General features: G+C 74.9%; 18 protein-coding genes and 1 pseudogene. 9 read left to right on the forward strand and 10 right to left on the reverse strand.

Translation table 11 applies throughout. The annotated features are described in order from the left end of the window. The first annotated feature begins 668 nt into the window (after positions 1 to 668). The gene (locus BM093_RS05110; RefSeq protein WP_143105264.1) at positions 669 to 1,520 is read left to right on the forward strand and encodes a hypothetical protein; all 852 of its coding nucleotides are present in this window, start codon (positions 669 to 671) and stop codon (positions 1,518 to 1,520) included. Between the two features lie 275 nt (positions 1,521 to 1,795). Next, positions 1,796 to 2,332 (forward strand): hypothetical protein, encoded by a 537-nt coding sequence (locus tag BM093_RS05115; RefSeq protein ID WP_093337907.1) that lies wholly within the window; start codon positions 1,796 to 1,798, stop codon positions 2,330 to 2,332. A 23-nt stretch (positions 2,333 to 2,355) separates the two neighbouring features. On the opposite strand, the gene BM093_RS05120 is transcribed toward BM093_RS05115, so the two are convergent. Further along, complete coding sequence (locus BM093_RS05120) at positions 2,356 to 3,024, reverse strand: pentapeptide repeat-containing protein (protein WP_093337910.1); 669 nt, start codon at positions 3,022 to 3,024, stop codon at positions 2,356 to 2,358. Between the two features lie 101 nt (positions 3,025 to 3,125). Then, entirely contained in the window at positions 3,126 to 4,103 is a 978-nt protein-coding gene (locus BM093_RS05125; RefSeq protein WP_093337913.1) for an esterase/lipase family protein, read from the reverse strand. A gap of 174 nt (positions 4,104 to 4,277) precedes the next feature. Between BM093_RS05125 and BM093_RS05130 the strand changes: the two genes are divergently transcribed. Further along, entirely contained in the window at positions 4,278 to 4,466 is a 189-nt protein-coding gene (locus BM093_RS05130; protein WP_093337916.1) for an antitoxin VbhA family protein, read from the forward strand. A gap of 61 nt (positions 4,467 to 4,527) precedes the next feature. Further along, positions 4,528 to 4,782 (forward strand): annotated as a pseudogene (locus BM093_RS05135) (Fic family protein); the annotation flags it as partial. A 30-nt stretch (positions 4,783 to 4,812) separates the two neighbouring features. On the opposite strand, the gene BM093_RS05140 reads toward BM093_RS05135, so the two are convergent. After that, a complete protein-coding gene (locus tag BM093_RS05140) occupies positions 4,813 to 5,190 on the reverse strand; it encodes a hypothetical protein (RefSeq protein WP_093337923.1) in 378 nt (125 codons plus the stop codon). A gap of 146 nt (positions 5,191 to 5,336) precedes the next feature. Between BM093_RS05140 and BM093_RS05145 the strand changes: the two genes are divergently transcribed. After that, positions 5,337 to 6,740 (forward strand): APC family permease, encoded by a 1,404-nt coding sequence (locus tag BM093_RS05145; protein ID WP_093337924.1) that lies wholly within the window; start codon positions 5,337 to 5,339, stop codon positions 6,738 to 6,740. A 15-nt stretch (positions 6,741 to 6,755) separates the two neighbouring features. Here the strand turns inward: BM093_RS05145 and BM093_RS05150 are convergent, their stop codons facing one another. Next, positions 6,756 to 7,730, reverse strand: coding sequence for an MsnO8 family LLM class oxidoreductase (locus BM093_RS05150; protein ID WP_218162666.1), 975 nt, complete (start codon positions 7,728 to 7,730; stop codon positions 6,756 to 6,758). A gap of 167 nt (positions 7,731 to 7,897) precedes the next feature. Between BM093_RS05150 and BM093_RS05155 the strand changes: the two genes are divergently transcribed. Next, positions 7,898 to 11,311 (forward strand): arabinosyltransferase domain-containing protein, encoded by a 3,414-nt coding sequence (locus tag BM093_RS05155; RefSeq protein WP_177238276.1) that lies wholly within the window; start codon positions 7,898 to 7,900, stop codon positions 11,309 to 11,311. Here the strand turns inward: BM093_RS05155 and BM093_RS05160 are convergent, their stop codons facing one another. From BM093_RS05160 to BM093_RS38125, 3 genes are all read right to left on the reverse strand, one after another. Beyond that, positions 11,312 to 11,722 (reverse strand): hypothetical protein, encoded by a 411-nt coding sequence (locus BM093_RS05160; protein WP_093338127.1) that lies wholly within the window; start codon positions 11,720 to 11,722, stop codon positions 11,312 to 11,314. It lies immediately after the preceding gene. Between the two features lie 109 nt (positions 11,723 to 11,831). Further along, entirely contained in the window at positions 11,832 to 12,731 is a 900-nt protein-coding gene (locus BM093_RS05165; protein WP_218162667.1) for an alpha/beta fold hydrolase, read from the reverse strand. A gap of 7 nt (positions 12,732 to 12,738) precedes the next feature. Next, entirely contained in the window at positions 12,739 to 13,347 is a 609-nt protein-coding gene (locus BM093_RS38125; protein WP_093337937.1) for a histone-like nucleoid-structuring protein Lsr2, read from the reverse strand. A 416-nt stretch (positions 13,348 to 13,763) separates the two neighbouring features. On the opposite strand from BM093_RS38125, the gene BM093_RS05175 reads away from it, so the two are divergent. Together BM093_RS05175 and BM093_RS05180 are read left to right on the forward strand one after the other, a co-directional pair. Continuing rightward, on the forward strand, positions 13,764 to 14,246 hold the full coding sequence (locus BM093_RS05175) for a GNAT family N-acetyltransferase (protein ID WP_093337940.1): 483 nt from the start codon (positions 13,764 to 13,766) through the stop codon (positions 14,244 to 14,246). Between the two features lie 158 nt (positions 14,247 to 14,404). Further along, positions 14,405 to 14,887 carry a hypothetical protein gene (locus BM093_RS05180; protein ID WP_093337942.1) on the forward strand — a complete coding sequence of 161 codons (483 nt, stop codon included), beginning with the start codon at positions 14,405 to 14,407 and terminating at the stop codon, positions 14,885 to 14,887. A gap of 4 nt (positions 14,888 to 14,891) precedes the next feature. On the opposite strand, the gene serA is transcribed toward BM093_RS05180, so the two are convergent. From serA to BM093_RS05195, 3 genes are read right to left on the reverse strand one after another with little or no spacing between them, the layout of a single operon-like run. Then, the gene (gene serA, locus BM093_RS05185) at positions 14,892 to 16,091 is read right to left on the reverse strand and encodes a phosphoglycerate dehydrogenase (RefSeq protein ID WP_093338130.1); all 1,200 of its coding nucleotides are present in this window, start codon (positions 16,089 to 16,091) and stop codon (positions 14,892 to 14,894) included. Positions 16,092 to 16,129: 38 nt separating this feature from the next. Then, positions 16,130 to 16,552, reverse strand: a complete 423-nt coding sequence (locus BM093_RS05190) for a cupin domain-containing protein (RefSeq protein ID WP_093337945.1) — start codon at positions 16,550 to 16,552, stop codon at positions 16,130 to 16,132. Positions 16,553 to 16,604: 52 nt separating this feature from the next. Continuing rightward, positions 16,605 to 17,501: an alpha/beta hydrolase gene (locus BM093_RS05195; protein WP_177238277.1), complete on the reverse strand. Its 897-nt coding sequence runs from the start codon at positions 17,499 to 17,501 to the stop codon at positions 16,605 to 16,607. Positions 17,502 to 17,620: 119 nt separating this feature from the next. On the opposite strand from BM093_RS05195, the gene BM093_RS05200 reads away from it, so the two are divergent. Then, complete coding sequence (locus BM093_RS05200; protein ID WP_093337949.1) at positions 17,621 to 18,664, forward strand: PucR family transcriptional regulator; 1,044 nt, start codon at positions 17,621 to 17,623, stop codon at positions 18,662 to 18,664. The last annotated feature ends 34 nt before the right edge of the window (positions 18,665 to 18,698 follow it).

Here is an 18,698-nt window from a genome sequence, read left to right on the forward strand (position 1 = left end):
AATGGTTCATTGACGCCAGCAGATCGTCAACCAAACAGCGACAACCAACCCGGCCTCGATGCCGCAGCGCGCGCCGCTTCCGGTGGGAGGGTCGGGGCTCGGTGCTCGGGACCGGCCCGGTGCGCGTGGCCATCGGCGTCCGGGGGAGGGCGCGGGATGCGGTCCGGTGCCACGGGTCCGCCCGGCCCGCACGACATGCGCGCTTCCGCCCGTCCGAGGGCGAGAAGGTGCCACTCGACACCCGCGGCTGGTTCGACACGCACGCTGTCGCCCCTCGCAGGGCGAGAACGCGCGGCTCAGCGTGGATGACCGGCCGACATGCACGCTGTCGCCCGTGCCGGGCGTGGCCGGCACGGGCGTGCGGCCCGGCCGACCGGACGGCGAGGGTGGACTCCGCGCTCAGCCGGCTACCTCCACCCAGCGGGAGGACACCGAGGCGTGGACGGCGGTCAGCGCCCGTGGGTATCGGCTGGGATCGGTGCGACGCAGTACCGCACCGCTCGGGCAGGTCGTGGGCGGCCCGGTTGCCGGTGCGGCCGCTCACCGACGTCACCCGGTGAGGACGCCCGGCCCCGGTCCGCCCACCCGTTCGGCCCATGGTCGTTCCCGACGGGCCGGGTGACGATCATGGGCATGACTGCGCCGAACGGCCCAACGGGGTGTGGCTGATGGAGGGACGGCATCGGAGCTCCGTACCGCCGGTCCGGCCCGCCCCGGCGGCGCGGGGCCGCCTGCTGCGCACCGTGCTGACCGGTGCGGTGCCGGTACTCCTCGTTCTCTCGCTGGCCACCGCCCTGCTCGGTGCCGGGCTGTTGGGCGGCGTCGCACCGGCCGAGCAGCGGACCGGGCAGGCCGTCGCGATCCCGACCTTCGAGGGGCCGGCGCCGGACCCGGACGGGGACCGGTCCGGGACCACCGACGCGGGTTCGTCCGGCAGCGTGCCCGCCTCCGAGCTCGCGCCGACCTCCACCACCGGGCCGCCCGCGCGCGCAGGGGCTCCGGCCGTGGTCGCGGCCCGGGAAGGGGCGGCGGCCGACGTGGCAGGCGATGCCTCCCGGGCCGCAGCGATCCGGGTCGCCGACGAGCGGGCCGCGGCCGCGCGGGCGGTGCAGGCCCGGCGCTCCGCGGAACGCGCGGCGCAGGTGCGGCGTTCCGCGGAACGCGCTGCACAGGAACGCGCTGCACAGGAACGGGCGGCACGGCAGCGGGCCGAGGAGCAGCAGCGGGAGCGGGAACGGGCCGACCAGCTCGCCCGGCGGACGACTCCGCTACCTCCTGCACCTTCTCCGTCCGGCGAGCCACGGCCGAGCGGGGCGCCGACGACCGCGGACACGGCATCCGAGGTACCGGCCACCGGGCCGATCACCCCGGACACGGGATCGACCGCATCGCCCGCTGCGCCGACGACGCTGCCGGCGCCACCGACCGTCTCGAGCACGCCGCCAGCATCGGTCACGCCGCCGGCCCGACCCGCGGCACCGGGGAGGACAGGGCCGGGCGCCGGCCTCCCCACCAGGTAGCGCCCGCCGACCACCGTGCCCTTCCTCGGCCGTCGTGCCCGTCCCGACGAGTGCGTCGTCCCGCGCCGAGATGCGCCCCGGGGCCGGACGGCACGGGGGAGCGGCTGCCGGGCACGGCGCGGCTGACCGGGGTGGTGTTTCGCCCCGGCCCGTACCGGATACGGAGATCGGGACGGGAGGCGATCACGATGAGCGGACGGCACAGACCAGCAGGCTGCACACCCGCCCGGCGTGCCCTGCGGAGCACGGTTCCCCTGGTCGGCGGAGCCGGCCTCGTGACCGGCCTGCTGGCCGGCGCGGCCCCCGAGCCGGCCGCCCCGGTCGCCATGGCGACACCGGAACCACCACCGCCCACCGCGGCGGGACCCGGCGCCGGTGGGGTCGACTCGCTGCCGGGCCGCGGCGAGGCGGTCATCGACGTCGTCTCCGGTGCCCAGGACGCGATCCAGGCCGAGCAGACCGCCGACGCCCGCGCCGCCCAGCGGGTCACCACCGTCGCGGAGGAGCTCCGCGCCCAGGCCACCGAGCGGGCCGAGCAGGCCCGGGCCGACGGCGACGCAGAGCTCGCCGCGTACCTGCAGGAGGAGGCGCAGCGCCAGGAGCGGGCGGCGGCGTCGTCCCGGCCGGTGGTCCCGGCCCCGGACGAGGACTCGGTCGCCGACCCCGGCGTGGAGTGCACCTCGACCGACATGCTCCGGCTCGGGCCGTTGAGCGTCGCGGGCCCGGACGACCCGGAGTGCGAGGTCGACCCGTGGGTCGCCGGCCAGGTCGAGGACAGCGACGCCGGCCAGGTCGAGGACTACGACGACTGACGGGGCCTCGCCCGAGCGCGGAGCTACTCGAGCACGCTCAGCCCCAGGGCCTCGCAGATCGCACCGGCCTGGGCGGGGGACACGATCGCGCCGCGCAGCGTGTGCGGGGTGTCCGCGGTGATCTCGCCGAGGTCGCAGCCCCGCAGGTCCGCCTGCTCCATGCGCGCCGCACGCAGCACCGTGCCCCGCAACCGGCAGCGCTCGAACGCCACCTCGCGCAGGTCGGAGCCGGACAGGTCCGCCTCGGACAGGTCGCACCCGGAGATCCGCAGGCCGCGCAGGCTCAGGTCCCCGAGGTCGGCGAGCTGGAGGTTGCAGTCGCTCAGCACGAACGACGCGGTGAGCCCGCGCATCCCGCGCAGCGAGGTGCCGATCATCCGGCAGCCCTCGAAGCGGGTGTCACCCAGGACGGCGCCGGCGAACCGCGCCCCGGACAGGTCGACACCGGTCAGCACGACGTCGGTCAGGTCCGCCTCGCGCAGGTCGACGCCGGTCAGCGTCGTCGCCGAGATGTGTGCCCGATCCAGCCGGGCACCGCGCAGGTCGGCACCGGCCAGCGACCCGCCGCGCAGGTCGAGCCCGGCGAGGTCGGTGTCGCGCAGGTCGTCCTCGTCCAGCAGGGGGTCCCGGACCGCCGCACCGGACCGGACGGCGGCGAGCAGCTCCTCGGGAGTGGTCACGTCGGCGGTCACCGGCGCAGCCTCGCACGACCCACCGACACCCTCGACGGCAGCGTGTGCGCCGCGGCCGTGGTCCCTCGGTGCCAGGTGTGTACGGCTCTGTCAGGCCGCTGTCAGGACGCCGTCGGGGCGTCCGGGCCCATCGGGAGGCAGCGGACCGGCTGCGCATGCTCCGGGTCGAGTGCGTTGGTGACGTGCTGCAGCGTCACCGGGTCGAACGCGACGGCGACGTGCTCGGCCAGGTCCGCCGGGCACCCCTCCTGCAGGACGATGTTGTCCGCACCGTCCATCAGCCCGGACGTGTAGGGGACGACCAGCTCGTCGTACCGGGTGAGGATCATCGTGTAGTCCACCCCGTCGACCCGCGGGCCGCCGTCGGAGTTCATGTCCTCGAGGAAGTCCGAGCCGCGCAGGAACTGCCGGCACGACGCGCACAGCGGGTCGAGGACGGTCCCGATCGCCGGGCCGAGCCCCAGTTGCTCGCCAGTGCGGTTGAGGAACGCGAGCCCGGCGGTGTTCGTGCCGTCCCAGAGCGGCGTCAGCCCGACGTAGCGGTCGACGTGCTCGGCGCCGTCGAGGAACTTCACGTAGTGGTTCGGCATCAGCGAGCCCTCGGAGTGGCCCACGATGTCGACCTGCTCCGCGCCGGTGGCGTCGAGGACCTCGTCGACGAAGTCGGACAGCTCGCGCGCGCTGGACTCCATGGGCGCGAGCCCGCCGACCTGGGTGAGCGGCGGCGGCGCGAGCGGGTTGCGCCCGTAGGTCAGGGAGAACACGCAGTACCCGCGCTGGGCGAGCTGCGGGGAGAGGTAGCCCCAGTTGTTCGACTGGTTGGCCGAGAGCCCGTGGACGAGCACGACCGGGTTCGGGTGCTCGGCGCCGGGCTCGCAGTCCCAGTCGTTGGAGCCGGGCGGGGGCGGGTCGAGCAGGTCCTGCCCGGGCTGTGCCGGTGCAGGAGCGGCCGGTGCGGGCTCACCGGGGACAGGGCCGGCCGGTGCGGGCGCAGCCTGGGCCGGGGCCACGAGCGCCATCCCCACCACGATGGTCGCCACCGCGATCGACGCGATCGCACCCCAACGTCGCCCGTCCATCCCGCCGCCTCCTCGCATGCCGGTTACCGCGGGGTACAACGAGCGGAGCAGTGAAAGGTTGCGCCCCGTGACGACCTAGGGCTGTCCGGGTGAGCAGGGGCGGCGGTGCGGGTGCGGCGCTGTGGGGTCGCTCGGGACGGGGCGCGTTCTGGGGGCTGCGGTACCGTGAGCGGCATGACGCCGTCGGCCGCGACCGCCGCAGCGGCCCCGAGCTGGGCCGAGGCGGTCCAGGATGCGGTCGCCATCCTGGCGGTCGACGGCCTCCACGTCGACGCCGAGGGGCGGGCCCTGCTCGACGCGGTCGCGCGCGAGGAACTGACGCCCGACGAAGCGGTCGAGAAGCTCCTCGCCGCCTACCGGTGACGCTCGACCCGTATCTCGGTCTCGAGCACGGCGTACTCCGCAATCGTCTCGGTATCACCGATGCCGCGACCGGGCGTCCTTCGTGGACGGGTTGACCACGGTCCTCGCCGAGCTGAACGACCTGCACCCGTTCCGGGAGGGGAACGGCCGCACACAGCGCACGCTGCTGCGCCAGCTCGCCCGCGAGGCCGGGTGGTCGCTCGCCTGGGACCGGGTGGACCCCGCCGTCAACGCCGAGGCGTCCCGCGCCGCGGCGGCAGGGGAGCGGGGCCCCCTGCGGGCACTGCTCGACGGGATCGTGTGCCGATCGCGGTAGCCGCGGCAGAACCCCGCGTCACACCGAGCGTCACGCCGACGGGGCCTGCGGCGGTCGCCCGCCGCGGCGCATGTTGCCGTTGGTGGTGCGCCGGGTGGGATCGATGAGCCGCTTCCACTTGGCCTGCGCGGCCTGCCGGCTCGACATCTGCGCCTGCACCGCGTCGGCCACCTGCTGCCAGGTCAGGCCGTCCGAGCGCAGCGTGCGGATGAGGTCGCGCTCGTAGGCGTCGGCCAGCCGGTGCAGCTCCTGGACCAGGGCGTACCAGGCCGCGGCCGCATCACGGGTCAGCACCCCGTCGGCGGCCTGGGTCTTCATGTCCTCGAGCTGCTCGGTGATTGACCGGCGCTTCTTGGCGATGGCGGGATCGGCCCGCTCGAGCCACCGCTGGGCCTCGTCGAAGTTCATATGTCAATGATCCATTGACGCCAACAGATCGTCAACCAAACAACGACAACGAAAAACCCGCTCGGACGAGCGAGCCGGAAATCGGGCTCGACGCCCGACCCGCCGGTCCGGTGGAATGCGCGGATCATCGGCGTGGGGGAGGGCGTGTGACGCGACAGGACGACCAGACGTTCGTGCGGGTGCTCGGCCGGGCGGACGTGCTCGCCGTCGGGTTCGGCGCAATGATCGGCTTCGGCTGGGTGGTGCTCGCCGGGGAGTGGGTGACCGGAGCCGGCACCGCGGGCGCCGCGCTCGCGTTCGTGATCGGCGGCGCCGTGATGGCCGTCGTCGGCCTCGTCTACGCCGAGCTCGTCTCGGCGATGCCGAAGGCCGGCGGCGAGCACCACTACGTGCTGCGGGGACTGGGGGCGCGCTGGGCCTTCGTCACCTCCTGGGCGATGGTGCTCGGCTACCTGTCGGTGGTGGCGTTCGAGGCCGTCGCGCTGCCGGAGACCGCGCTCTACCTGTTCCCCGACCTGCAGGCCGGTCTGCTGTGGACCGTCGCCGGGTACGACGTGTACGCGACCTGGGTGCTGGTAGGGGTCGTCGGCGCCGTGGTGGTGACCTGGCTGAACTACGTCGGGATCCGCCCGGCCGCCGTGGCCCAGACGATCGCGGTGGCCTTCCTGGTCGGCGTGGCGCTGGTGATGCTCACCGGGACCGTCGTGGGCGGCAGCGCCGAGACCGCCGAGCCGTGGTTCACCGGCGGCATGGCCGGGATGGTCGGCGTGCTCGTCGCGGTGCCGTTCCTGTTCGTCGGGTTCGACGTCATCCCGCAGTCCTCGGAGGAGATCAAGCTTCCGCAGCGGCACATCGGGCGGCTGCTGGTGGTGTCGGTCCTGATGGCGATCGCGTTCTACGTGGTGATCGTCGTCGGGACCGGTTTCGCGCTCGACGACGACGCGCTCGCCGGCACCCAGCTCGCGGCCGCCGACGGCATGGCGACGCTGTGGGGCCACCCGGCATTCGGCACGCTGCTCGTGCTCGGCGGTATCGCCGGCATCCTGACCAGCTGGAACGCGTTCCTGATCGGCGCGAGCCGGCTGGTGTACGCGATGGCGGCGTCCGGGATGCTGCCGCGCTGGTTCGCGGCGGTGCACCCGCGCTACCGGACGCCGTCGCACGCGGTCCTGTTCATCGGCGGGCTGTCGGTGCTGGCGCCGCTGTTCGGCGACAACATGCTCACCTGGCTGGTGAACGCCGGCGGCATCACGATCACGATGGCGTACGCGATCGTCGCGATCACGTTCCTCGTGCTGCGCCGCCGCGAGCCGGGCCTGGAGCGGCCGTTCCGGGTCAGCGCGGGACCGGTCGTCGGGACCGTGGCGGCGGTCGCGAGCCTGGTGCTGCTCTCGCTCTACCTGCCCGGCATGCCGGCCGCGCTCGGCGCCCCGGAGTGGATCATCGTCGGCGGGTGGTGGCTGGCCGGGCTGTACTTCCTCACCCGGTTCCCGGAGGTCGGGTACGGCGCCGACGCCGAGGAGCGGCTGATCCGCGCGACCGGGCGCTGAACCCGGACCGCGCGCTCACCGGGCGCGCAGCTCGCGGGCCACGTCGGCGACGATCTCGTGGGACCGGCAGCGGTCGCCGCGGTCGCCGAACAACCCGCTGACCATCAGCTCGCCCACCCCGGTGCGGTCGATCAGCTCCTGCAAGCGGGTCCGCACGGTCTCCGGTCCGCCGACGACGTGTCGCGCGGTGAGCCGCTGCGCCTGCGCGCGCTCGGCCGGGTCGGCCAGCGCGGCGAGCGCGGTCTCCCGGTCGGGCAGCCGGGTCCGGCGCTCGCCCCGCGAACGCCACAGCGTCCGGGCGCGGACCGGGGCGGCGACCCGGTCGGCCTCGGCGTCGGTGGGCGCGGCGAGGACCGGGACCTCCAGCAGCGTCGGCACCCCGGGGGCCGCGGCGAGCGCCGTGCCCGCGGCGTCCAGGTCGTTCGCGACCCGGGTCGCGTAGGGCAGCCCGAGCTCGGCCGCGATGCCCGCGCTCGTCGCCGACGAACCCAGCAGCCAGATCTCCGGGCGGTTCCCCGCCGCCGGGACGGCCGGGGAGGTGTCGCCGAACCAGCCGAGCACCTCCTGCACCTGCTCGGCGAACGGCCGGTCGTGGTCGCTGCGCAGGTGCGCCGCGATCCGTGGCGAGGCACCGGCGGCACGGCCCAGACCGAGGTCGATCCGGCCCGGGTACAGCGCCTCCAGCGTCCCGAACTGCTCGGCGACGACGAGCGGCGCGTGATGCGGGAGCAGGACCCCGCCCGCCCCGACCCGCAGTCGCCCGGTCCGCCCGGCCAGCGCCGCCGCGATCACGGCGGGAGCGCCCGCGGCGACCCCGTGCTTGCCGTGGTTCTCGGCCGTCCAGTAACGGTGATAGCCCAGCCGGTCGGCGAGCACGGCGAGGTCCACGGTGGCGCGCAGGGCCTCGGCCGGCGTGCCCGCCGCGGGCACGGGGGACAGGTCCAGTACCGACACCGCGACGGTCGCGGCGCGACGGGCGCCGTCAGGCACGGGCCTGCCCTCGCGGGCCACCGCGCCCGGCGACCGGCGGCAGGAGGGACGGGACGCGGCACACGGTGGAGAGACTACGGAGCCGGTACCGGTCGTGACCGTCCGTCGTGAGGGTGACCCACGGGGGCTGCCGGTACCCCCCGGAGCGGGGTCGCTACCGTCGTTCGGTGCTCACCGAGGAACCTACGATCACGCAGCGGGACACTGCGGACACGTCACGTGACCGGCGTCGTCTGCAGTGGGCGGGCGGGCTCGGCCTGCTCGCGTTCGTGCTCGCCGTCGCGGTCCCGTTCCTCCCGGTGGTGCAGCACGAGAACACGATCGTCTGGCCGTCCCCGGAGACCGGGGCCCAGGACGTCAACGCCCCGCTGGTCGCGCTGCGCCCCGAGTCGATGTCGGTGACGATCCCCGCGGACGCGATCCGCAGCCTCGACGACCGCAGCTCGGCGCCCGCCACGGTGCTCTCCACCGTGCCCCCGGAGTCCCCGGAGGGTGCCCGCTCGGGGATGGCGCTGTCCGTCGCCGACGGCCAGCTGCTGCTGATCAACCGTGGTCAGCAGCTCTCCGCTGCCCCGGTGCGCGAGGGGCCCTTCGACGTGCGGATCACCTCGGACGCGGCGTCGAGCACGGTCGACCTCGGGCTGGGGGCGCAGACCTTCGAGGGCGACCTGCGGCCGCAGTCGGTCGGGGTCTACTCCGACCTCGACGAGAGCGCGGACCCGCTCGACGGGGCCGCCGTTCGGATCAGCCCGGACACCCGCTTCGACACCAGCCCGTCGGTCTGGAAGTCCCTCGCGACCGTCGTCGCCTCCGTGGCCCTGGTCGCCTCGCTGCTGGCCCTGGCCGGGGTGGACCGGCACCTCGGCCGCCGCCCGCACCGCGCCGGGCGCGAGGCGGGCGGGCTCGCCGAACGCTGGCCGCCGCGGCTGCGCCGCTGGTGGACCCGGGCCCGGCCGCGCCCGGTCGACCTCACCGTCACCGCGGTGCTGGGGCTGTGGGCCGCGATCGGCACCCAGACCACCGACGACGGGTTCACCCTCGGCATCGTCCGCAACGTCCCGAGCTCGGGCTACGTCGGCAACTACTACCGCTGGTACAACGCCGCCGAGGCGCCGTTCGGCTGGTTCTACGACCTCTACGCGCTGTGGGTGCAGGTCTCGGACTCGCTGCTGTGGCTGCGGCTGCCCTCGGTGCTCATGGCGGTCACCGCGTGGTGGCTGGTCTCCCGCGGCCTGCTGCCCCGCCTCGGCAGGCAGGGCCGCCGCTCCCGCGCCGCCACCTGGGCCGCGGCCGCGGTGTTCCTCGCGTTCTGGATGGCCTACAACTCGGGCCTGCGACCGGAGCCGGTGGTGGTGGTCTGCTCGCTGCTGGCGCTGGTGTGCGTCGAGCGGGCGATCGCGTTGCAGCGGGTGCTGCCGGTGGCGCTGGGGCTGTTCGCCGCGTCGATGGCGGTCGGGGCGAACCCGGCCGGGCTGATCGCGGTCGCACCGTTCCTGGCCGGCATCCGGCCGCTGTGGCACCTGCTCGCCACCCGGGTCCGGGCGTTCGGGGTGATCCCGGTGCTGGCGCCGCTGCTGGGCGCGGGCACCGCGATCCTGATGATCGCCTGGGCCGACCAGAGCTGGGCGGCGGTCGTCGACTCGACCCGGCTGCGCTCGGACATCGGGCCGGACTGGGAGTGGTACACCGAGATCGCGCAGCGCTACGCGCCGCTGTTCGGTGAGGGTGCGGACGGCTCGATCGCCCGCCGCTTCCCGGTGCTGCTGGTCATCCTGTGCATCCTCGCGTGCGTGGTGGTGCTGATCCGCCGCTCCCGCATCCCGGGCGCTGCGCTCGGGCCGGCGCAGCGGCTGATCGGCAGCACGGTCATCTCGCTGCTGATCCTGGCGATGACGCCGACCAAGTGGACCCACCACTTCGGCGACCTGGTCGGGCTGGGCTCGGGCATCGTCGCCCTGGCCGCGATCGCCACCGGGTCCGACGCGCTGCGCTCGCTGCGCAACCGGCTGGCGTTCCTCTCCGCGGCGTTCCTGGTGGCCGCGCTGTCCGCGGCCGGGCCGAACATGTGGTGGTACACCAACAACTGGGGCGTGCCCTGGGCCGGCGAGCAGGTGACCATCGGGGGCTACGAGGCATCGACGCTGCTGCTGGTCGCCGCGCTGCTGCTGGCCGCGGGCGCCGGCGTCGAGCACCTGCGCGGGATCCGCGAGGAACGCCATCCCGACCAGCTCGCCGGGGTCGAGCGCGCGATCGGCAGGCTCCCGCTGGTCGGGCGCTGGTGGCGGGCCCGGGACTGGCGCCGGGACGCGTCCACGGCCCTGGCGGCGACGCGCCGGCTGCGGCTCACCTCGGCTCCGCTGGCCGTGCTGTGCGGGCTGCTGGTGACGTTCAACCTCTGGTCGGTGACCGCGGCCATGCAGAACCAGGCCGGGTCGTGGTCGATGGGCGCGGACGCGCTGTCCAACCCCTTCGGCGGCTCCTGCGGCCTGGCCAGCCAGGTCTACGCCGAGCGGCGGCCGGTGGACGGCGTGCTGCCCCCGGCCCCCGAGCCGTCCGGGATGGCGCCGCCCGCCGACCCGGACCTGCTGCCGAAGGTCGCCCCGCCACCCCCGCCCGGGGGCGAGTCCACGACGACGCCGGCCCCGCTGCCGCCCGGCACGGTCCCGGCGAACAGTCCCGAGGCCGAGCTGCGGAATCCGGCCAGCGGCGGCTCCGGCTTCCACCGCGACGGCGTCCCGCCGACCGGTGGCGGCTCGGGCGTGTCCGGGTTCGAGTACGTGCTCTCCGGTGGCCTGGGCACCGATGCGGCGCCCGCGTTCGGCAGCTTCGACCCGTCCGGGGAGAACACCGGTGTGCTGCGCACGCCGTGGGCGTCGCTGACCGACGAGCAGCGCGACGGCACGACGCCGCTGGTGGTGACCGCCGCCGGACGCCTCGGCGGCGGGAACAAGCTGACCGTGCAGTACGCGACGCGGCTGTCCGACGGCCGGGTGAAGGTGGTCGAGCAGACCACCCTGGACGACGGCCGCGGCGAGGAGATGCCGTGGCGGGAGCTGCGGTTCGACCTGCCCGAACCGGCCCGCGCCGCGACCGAGGTGCGGCTGGTCGCCCAGGACAACTCCCTCGGCGCCGACGGCTGGCTGGCCGTCGCCCCGATCCGGGCGCCGCAGCTGGCGCCGCTGTCGCGGATCGTCGGGGAGCAGCCGATGTTCCTGGAGTACCCGGTGTCGCTGGCCAGCCCGTGTCTGCGGCCGTTCGAGACCTCGGGCGGCATCGCCGAGATCCCGGCGTACCGGCTGCAGGCCGACGGCAGCCGGATGCGCGCCGACGGCGAGGGCTGGTCGGCCCCGCAGGCCGGCGGCCCGCTGGGCTGGATCACCGTGCTCGGCAAGCAGACCGAGCTGCCGACCTACCTCGAGGGCGACCCGGGGCGGGACTGGGGCAAGGTGCAGGCGATCCAGCCCTACCGGCCGAACGCGGTGGGCCCGACGCTGCAGGAGACCGACGTGCTGCGCTCCGGGCTGTACACCCCGGGCCCGTTGCCGGCCCCGCCGCCGGGCATCCCCTCGCCGAGCCGCTGATCAGGCGAGCGCGGTCACTCCGAGGCAGACGAGCAGGACGACCTTGACCAGCTCGAGGGCCACGTAGACCAGGTGGGTGTGGCTGCGCGGGGCGTCGGACCCGTGCAGCACGGCGTCGGTGCGCCGGCTCAGGGCCGGGCGCACCGCGAGCAGCTGGGCCGCCAGCACGACGGCGGCGCCGGCCGTGAGCCCGACCGTCACCGCGGTGCCGGGGGCGACCACCAGCGCGATCGCGACGACCACCAGCAGCACCAGCTCGGCGGTGTTCAGCGCGCGGAACACCAGCCGGCCGATGCCCAGGCCGAGCACGGTGGTGATGCCCGGGGCGCGGAACTTCAGCGGCGCCTCCAGGAACGAGATCGCCAGCACCATGCCCAGCCACATCCACGTCGCCGCCGCGACCACCGCCATCGTCGTCTCCTTCTCGTGCTGCCCGGGTCGGACCACGGGCACGTGTCGAACCGGCTGTCGGTGCCGGACCACCAGCCTGCCCGGCCGGGACGGTGGCGCGCCGGAGGCGTCAGGCCCGGGTCAGGCGCAGGATCTCCCCGGCCACGAGCTCGGGCTCGGTGACCGGGACCAGGTGCCCGGAACGCAGCGCGAGGACGTGCCGCTGCTCGGGGCCCGCGGCGGCGCGGGCGGCGTGCGCGGCGTTGAGCGCCGCCCGCTCCCGCCGGCCCGTCCGGGCCGGGGCCGCCCCGGAGACGACCGTGACCGGTGTCCGCCCGCTCGGCGGGGGTTCGTCCCGCAGCCGCTGCAGGTCCTCGGAGACCGCTGCGGACTCGGCGAGGTAGGCCGCGATCCCGGACGGGGTGAGCCACTCGGCCCGCAGGTCCGCGGCCGCGTCGGCGGGCAGCGCGCGGGCGAGGTATCCGGCGGCGAGCCGGGCCGCCCCGAGCCGGGTGAACAGGGGCAGCACGGCGGCGGTGCGGCGCTGGCGGGTGGCGAAGGCGGGGGAGAGGAGCAGGTCGCAGCCCTCGTCGGTCGGGTCGACCAGGACGAGGCCGCGGACCCGGTCCGGGCGGTCGGCGGCCGCGCTCCGCACGATCGGTCCGCCCCAGCTGTGTCCGGCGAGCACGTACCGGCCGCCGGGGAGCGGGCCGGGCCCGGCCGGTTCCGCGAGCCCGTCGAGGCCGTCGTCGAGGCAGTCGAGGAGGTCGTTCAGGTCGGCCGCGAGCCGGTGCAGGGTGCGGGGTCGCGGGTCGGGTGCGCTGCGGCCCAGCCCGGACCGGTCGTAGACGACCACGGGCGCCCGTCCGGCGATGGCGCGCTGCACCGCCGCCCAGGACGAGCGGGTGGCGCCCATCCCGGCCTCGAGCACGACCGTCGGCACCCCGGCCGGGCCGGGGGTGCGCTGCAGGTACAGCGTGCGGCCGTCCCGGGTGCCGACGGTGCCGGGCGCACCCTGGCTGTGCGACACCGCGTCCTCAGCCGCTGAACTGGACCGTCGGCGCCTGCTTCGCGTCCGACTTCGCATCCGCCTTCTCGTCGGCCTTCTCTTCGGCCTTCGCATCCGCCTTCTCGTCGGGCTTCTCCGCCGCCTTCCCCTCGGCCTTCTCCCCGGCCGCGGGCTGCTGCGTGGCCGGCTTCTGCTCCGTGGCCTGCTGCGGCTCCGGGCGTGCGGTCCCGGCCGGGGTCGGCGTACCGGCGGAGGCCGGGGCGGGCGTACCCCGGCGGTAGGCCTCGACGACCTCGGAGGGGATCCGGCCGCGCTCGGAGACGGTGAAGCCGTTCTCCCGGGCCCAGGCCCGCACGGCGCGGTTGTGCTCGCGGGTCGCGGCGTCCGAGCCGGTGCCCGGGGACGCAGCGGGGGTGGTCGGCTGCGCCGCGGCGCGGCCGCGGGACCGGCGGGCCCCGGGGGTGTCGGAGGGCCGGGCGGCCGACACGAACGGGGCGAGTCCCGCACGGAGCCGATCGGCATGGGCGGAAGTGAGGTCGATCTCGAAAAGGCGACCGTCGAGACCGAAATCGACGGTCTCGTCGGCCTCGTCGCCACTGATGTCATCGACGAGCCGGATCGTCTCGACCTTCGCCACTGCAGTTCCTCTCGTGTCGCCCGTCCGGAAGTGTGTCCGGCGTCCGCCCGAGCATATCCACGACGCCGTTCCGTCCCGACACCCGGAGCGAGCCGGGAGTACGCGCCCCCCGGACGACCGTTCGTACCCGGACCATCCTCCCCGAGATGCGGCTCCGGGTGAATTGTCGATCTCTGCACGACGCTGAGCTGCATCTCGGCGGGCTCGCGGGGCCGCCGGTATCATCCGGGCGCGGCGACGCGGGCGGGCCGGGATCCGCCGGGCCGGGACGGGCACGCACGGTCGCCGGGAATCGGGCGGCGCCCGGCGCCCCGGTACGGGACGGAATCGGGAGTGGCTCGCGAGAATACGGTCCCGCGAAATCACGAAATCGCCGCGACACCCGTTCCCGCCGCCCGTGCGGCACGATAACCGGCATGCGCATCGCGATCGACGACCTGTCGGGAACCGGGATCGCGGAGCTGCTGGCCGGGCATCTCGCGGAGGTGCGCGCGCAGTCGCCGCCGGAGAGCAGCCATGCGCTCGACCTGGATGCGCTGCGCCGTCCCGGCGTCTCGGTCTGGGCCGTCCACGACGCCGGCACGCTCGTCGGCTGCGGCGCCCTGAAGGAGCTCGACCCGGACGGCGCAGAGATCAAGTCGATGCGGACCGCGCCGCAGGCGCAGCGACGAGGGGTGGCCTCGGCCCTGCTCGGGCACCTGATCGGTGTCGCCCGCGACCGCGGGTACCGGTCGTTGTACCTGGAGACCGGGACGACGGCGTTCTTCGCGCCCGCACGCCGGCTCTACGCGCGGCACGGGTTCGTCCGGTGCCCGCCGTTCGCCGACTACCCGGATGATCCGAACAGCGTCCACATGCGGCTGGACCTGCCGACCGGGTGTGACCGGACGATCATGTGATCCCGCTCTCGCCCACACGCGAGGTGTGATCTAGAATGCTCTACGTGCCGTAGAACACGGTGCCGACGCCAGACCGCGCGAGGTCCCCCACCAGGACGCCGGCCGCGCCGAGAGGGCGCATCGGCCCCCGGCGGCGGGGCGGAAATGGGGCCACGGGGATGACCGTCGAATCCGGCCTGGTCAATGCCGACCTGCGCCGCAAGCGTTCGGTGGATCTCGCCCAGCTGATCCAGGAGCGGCACGGCGACGCCGTGACCGCCCTGCGCCGGGGACTGCTGGACTATCCGTACCCGCACGCGTTGCCGGACTGGCACCGCAGCGAGGTGGCGGTCGCCGCGCTGGGCGGCGGCTCCCGGCTCACCCTGGTCGCCGCCACGGCACCCGACGGTGCCGCCCCGGCCGCCGGCGTCGGGATCTGGGAGCTGACGATCACGGTCCCCGACGGCGACGCGCTGCCCCGGGGCGAGGCCGAGGGCTGGGCGCGGGCGCTGTTCGGCTACCGGTGCGCGCCCCTGGTCTACCGCCGGCGGACGGGCGGCGGACTGTTCCGCCGCCCGTCCAGCGTGGACTTCGTCGTGCACCACGGCGAGCACGGCCCGATGCACCCCTCGGACGTCGCCGAGTACGGCACCTGCGTCTGACCGCTCAGAGCTCGTAGGAGCGCAGCCAGACGGTCTCCGGCGCCTTGCGCAGCGCGGACAGCACGTCGTCGGGCAGCACCCGGTCGGTGTCGGTGAGGACGTACCCGAGCTCCCCGGCGGTGGACAGTGCCTGCCCGGTCACGTTCACCCCCGAGTCGGCGAGCAGCCGGTTGATGTCGGCCAGCACACCCGGGGCGCTGGTGTGCAGGTAGCAGGTCCGGAACACGCCCGCCGGCCGCGGCGCCGCCACGTTCGGCAGGTTGACCGACAGCGGCGTGGCGCCGCCGGTGACGAAGTCGCGCAGCTTGGTGGAGACGAAGTAGCCGATCTCCTCCTGGGCCTCCTGCGTCGACCCGCCGATGTGCGGGGTGAGGATGACGTTGTCCAGGCCGCGCAGCGGCGAGTCGAACGCGTCGCCCTGGGCCTTGGGCTCGATCGGGAACACGTCCACGGCGGCACCCGCGATGTGCCCGGACAGGATGTTCTCCCGCAGAGCCTGCTCGTCGATCACCATGCCGCGCGAGGCGTTGATGAACATCGAGCGCGGCTTCATCTTCGCGAACTGCTCCGCGCCGAACAGCCCGGCGTTGCCCGGGCGGCCGTCGACGTGGATCGAGACGATGTCCGCCTCCTCCAGCAGCGCGTCCACGGTCGGGACGCGGCGGGCGTTGCCGTGCGCGAGCCGGTCGGCGGTGTCGTAGAAGATCACCCGCAGGCCGACGGCCTCGGCCATGTTCGACAGCTGGGTACCGATGTTGCCGTAGCCGACGATGCCCAGCGTGCGCCCGCGGAACTCGTGGCTGCCCCGCGCCGACTTGTCCCAGACACCCTCGTGCATCCGCTGGGTCTTCTCGGTCAGCCGGCGGGCCAGCACGACGATCTCGCCCAGCACCAGCTCGACGACGCTGCGGGTGTTGGAGTAGGGGGCGTTGAACACCGCGATGCCCCGCTCGGCGGCCGCGGTGAGGTCGACCTGGTTGGTGCCGATGCAGAAGCAGCCGACCGCCAGCAGGTCCTTCGCCGCGTCGAGCACCTCCGCCGTGATGGTGGTGTTGGAGCGGATGCCGAGCAACTGCACGCCGGATACCGCGTCGAGGAGTTCGTCGCCGGACAGCGAGCCGGGCCGGGTCTCGACCTCGAAGCCCGCGCGTTCGAACGCCTCGGCGGCGCCGGGGTGGATGTTTTCGAGCAACAGAACCTTCACGGCGACCAACCTAAGCCCGTCGGGGCCCTCGTGGGACCTCAGGGCGAGATCGGTCTCCCCGACACGCGGGGCTTTGTCCGCTCCTCGGTGCGGGTGCCGCGCGGCAGCGTCACCGCCACCATGTCGCTCGGGGCGTCGAGGGCGAGGCGGTGCCAGCGCCCGCGGGGCACGACGGCTGCGGTCCCGGCGGCCAGCACGATCTCCTCGTCCGCCTCGCCCGGCCGGTCCGCGCGCAGCACGAGGCGCAGCCCGCCGGTGAGGCAGGCGACGAGCTCGTCGCCGCCGGTGTGGCACTCCCAGTGGTCGCCGTGGACGTCGTCGTCGCTCTCCGCGCGCGCCACCATCAGCAGCCAGCCGTCCCGGTCCAGATCGGTGTCCGCCTCGGGCCGCTCGGTGCGGATGGCGCCGTCCGGGTGCAGGTGGACCAGCGAGCCGAGCAGCGGGGCCGGGGTGAGGGTCATGTCGGATGTCCTCTCGTGTCGTGTCGTGTCGTGTCGTGATCGGGGACGCGGGTCAGGCGGTCAGCACGCGGCGCAGCACCGCGTTGATCTCGGCGACCTGGCGCTGGGAGACCTCGGCGGAGAGGAGCGCCTGCGACCCGTGGAAGGTGCCGGGCCACTGGTGCAGCTCCACCGGCACCCCGGCCTCCATCAGGCGCAGCGCGTAGTGGATGTCCTCGTCGCGCAGCGGGTCGAACTCGGCGGTGGCGATGTAGGCCGGGGGCAGTCCGGACAGGTCGGTGGCCCGGGCCGGGGCGGCGTACGCGGTGGCGGTCCCGCCGCCGAGGTAGTGCCGCCACGCCGCGGTGAGCGTGTCGCGGTTCTGCAGGGGTGTGTCGGTGAAGTTCCGCTGCGACCAGGTGTCCTGGCGGTCGTCGAGCACCGGCTGGTTGAGCAGCTGGAAGCAGAGCGGCGGACCCTGCCTGTCGCGGCAGCGCAGGCTCGCCGCGGCCGCGAGCCCCGCTCCGGCGCTGTGCCCGCCGACGGCGATCCGGTCCGGGTCGATGCCGAGCTCCCCGGCGTGCGCGGCCGTCCAGGACAGCACGGCGCAGACGTCGTCCAGCGCGGCCGGGAACCGGTGCTCCGGGGACGGGCGGTAGTCCACCGAGATCACCACCGCGCCCGAGCCGGCCGCCAGCCGGGTGGTCCAGTGCCGTTCGGTGTCGAGGTCGCCCATGACCCAGCCGCCGCCACGCAGCCAGATCAGGGCACCGCGGGCGCCGGCGGGGCGGTAGATCCGGATCGCGACGTCCGGGTCCGCGGGCACCGTGCGGTCCTCGATCTCCAGCCCGCCGGTGTCGGGCTCCGGGATCGCGGCGGCCCGCCGGGCGAAGTTGCGGCGGTTCTCGACCGGGTCGTCGAGCTCCTCGCGGGGGAAGAACGGGAGGAATGCCTCGAGTTCGGGATCCATGCCGTCGATCCTTCCGGCGCGGCACCCCGGGATCACCCGCCGATCGTCGCGGGTCCTGCTCGGTTCACGCACCGATCGGCGGGTCCGGCCCGTCCTCCGGCGTCCTATCCTTCGGCGTCATGGAGGCACTGGCGGTGCGGCTCTCGGCCCTCGACCCGCACGCCGAGGGCGCGATCCGGGTCGTCGCCTCCTACGACACCCTGATGCGCCGCCGGGTGGATCTGGCGGCGCTGGCCCGGGCCTCGGCGGCGCTGGCCGAGTGCGGTGCGGGGATCCGGCTGCACGGCACCGGGCAGGTCCTCCGCGTCGCACCCGACGGGCGGGACGTCCCCGGTACGTCGTCGGCCGCGGACGGTGGCGTACCGATCGTCCTCGACGGCGAGGAGATCGGCACGGTGTGGCTGGAACGGCCCGGGCCCGCGGCGCCGCTGGACGAGGTGCTGCTCGAGCGGCTGGCGATCGCCGCCGCCGCGGTCGTCGAGCGGTACGGCCCCGCCCGCACCACGATGGCCGATCCCGCCCTCGTCGAGCTGGTGACCAGCGCGGACAGCGACCCGATGGCCCGGGCCAGGGCGTTGCGGCTGCTGGGGTTCGACCCGGACCGGCCGGTCCGGGTCGTGGCCGTTCGCACGCGGGTTCCGCTCGACCGGGTCGGGCGGCTGGTCTGCCCGGACCGTCCGGTCAAGGCGGCGCAGCTCGCCGACGTGGGGGTCCTGCTCGCGACCACCGTCGACCGGGCCGCGCGGCTCCCGGCCGATCTCCGCGCGGGCGTCGGCGACGCCGGGGACCCGAGCCGGTCCTGGCAACAGGCCCGCACCGCCCTGCGGTTCGCGACCGCGCACCGTCCGGTGGTGCACCACGACGAGCTCGGGGCCCTCGCGCTGCTCGCGCACGTGCCCGAGGACCTCGCCCGCGAGAACCCGGACGTGGTGGCGATCGACCGGATCGCCGGCGACCCGGACGAGCTGCGGACCCTGGAGGCGTATTGCGCCACCGGCTCGGTCCGCCGGGCCGCCGAGGTCCTCCACCTGCACCACAGCAGCGTCGCCCGCCGGCTCGGTCGGATCGCGCGGACCTCGGGCATCGAGCTGACCGAACCGGCGGGGCTGCTCCGGGCCTCGCTGGCGCTCGCGGCGCGGCGCGTGCTCGACCCGACGACGTGATCGCGGGCTCGTGTCGGGTCGGTGCCGGATCCGG

The organism is Pseudonocardia ammonioxydans (genome assembly GCF_900115005.1).
GTDB classification, from domain to species: domain Bacteria; phylum Actinomycetota; class Actinomycetes; order Mycobacteriales; family Pseudonocardiaceae; genus Pseudonocardia; species Pseudonocardia ammonioxydans.

Excerpts from the sequence above, each read along its gene's own strand:
- BM093_RS05200 (WP_093337949.1), top strand. The coding sequence starts at position 17,621 with ATGGAGGCACTGGCGGTGCGGCTCTCGGCCCTCGACCCGCACGCCGAG.
- BM093_RS05195 (WP_177238277.1), bottom strand. The coding sequence starts at position 17,501 with ATGGATCCCGAACTCGAGGCATTCCTCCCGTTCTTCCCCCGCGAGGAG.
- BM093_RS05140 (WP_093337923.1), bottom strand. The coding sequence starts at position 5,190 with ATGAACTTCGACGAGGCCCAGCGGTGGCTCGAGCGGGCCGATCCCGCC.
- BM093_RS05190 (WP_093337945.1), bottom strand. The coding sequence starts at position 16,552 with ATGACCCTCACCCCGGCCCCGCTGCTCGGCTCGCTGGTCCACCTGCAC.
- BM093_RS05160 (WP_093338127.1), bottom strand. The coding sequence starts at position 11,722 with ATGGCGGTGGTCGCGGCGGCGACGTGGATGTGGCTGGGCATGGTGCTG.
- BM093_RS05130 (WP_093337916.1), top strand. The coding sequence starts at position 4,278 with ATGACGCCGTCGGCCGCGACCGCCGCAGCGGCCCCGAGCTGGGCCGAG.
- BM093_RS05125 (WP_093337913.1), bottom strand. The coding sequence starts at position 4,103 with ATGGACGGGCGACGTTGGGGTGCGATCGCGTCGATCGCGGTGGCGACC.
- BM093_RS05180 (WP_093337942.1), top strand. The coding sequence starts at position 14,405 with ATGACCGTCGAATCCGGCCTGGTCAATGCCGACCTGCGCCGCAAGCGT.
- BM093_RS05175 (WP_093337940.1), top strand. The coding sequence starts at position 13,764 with ATGCGCATCGCGATCGACGACCTGTCGGGAACCGGGATCGCGGAGCTG.
- BM093_RS05110 (WP_143105264.1), top strand. The coding sequence starts at position 669 with ATGGAGGGACGGCATCGGAGCTCCGTACCGCCGGTCCGGCCCGCCCCG.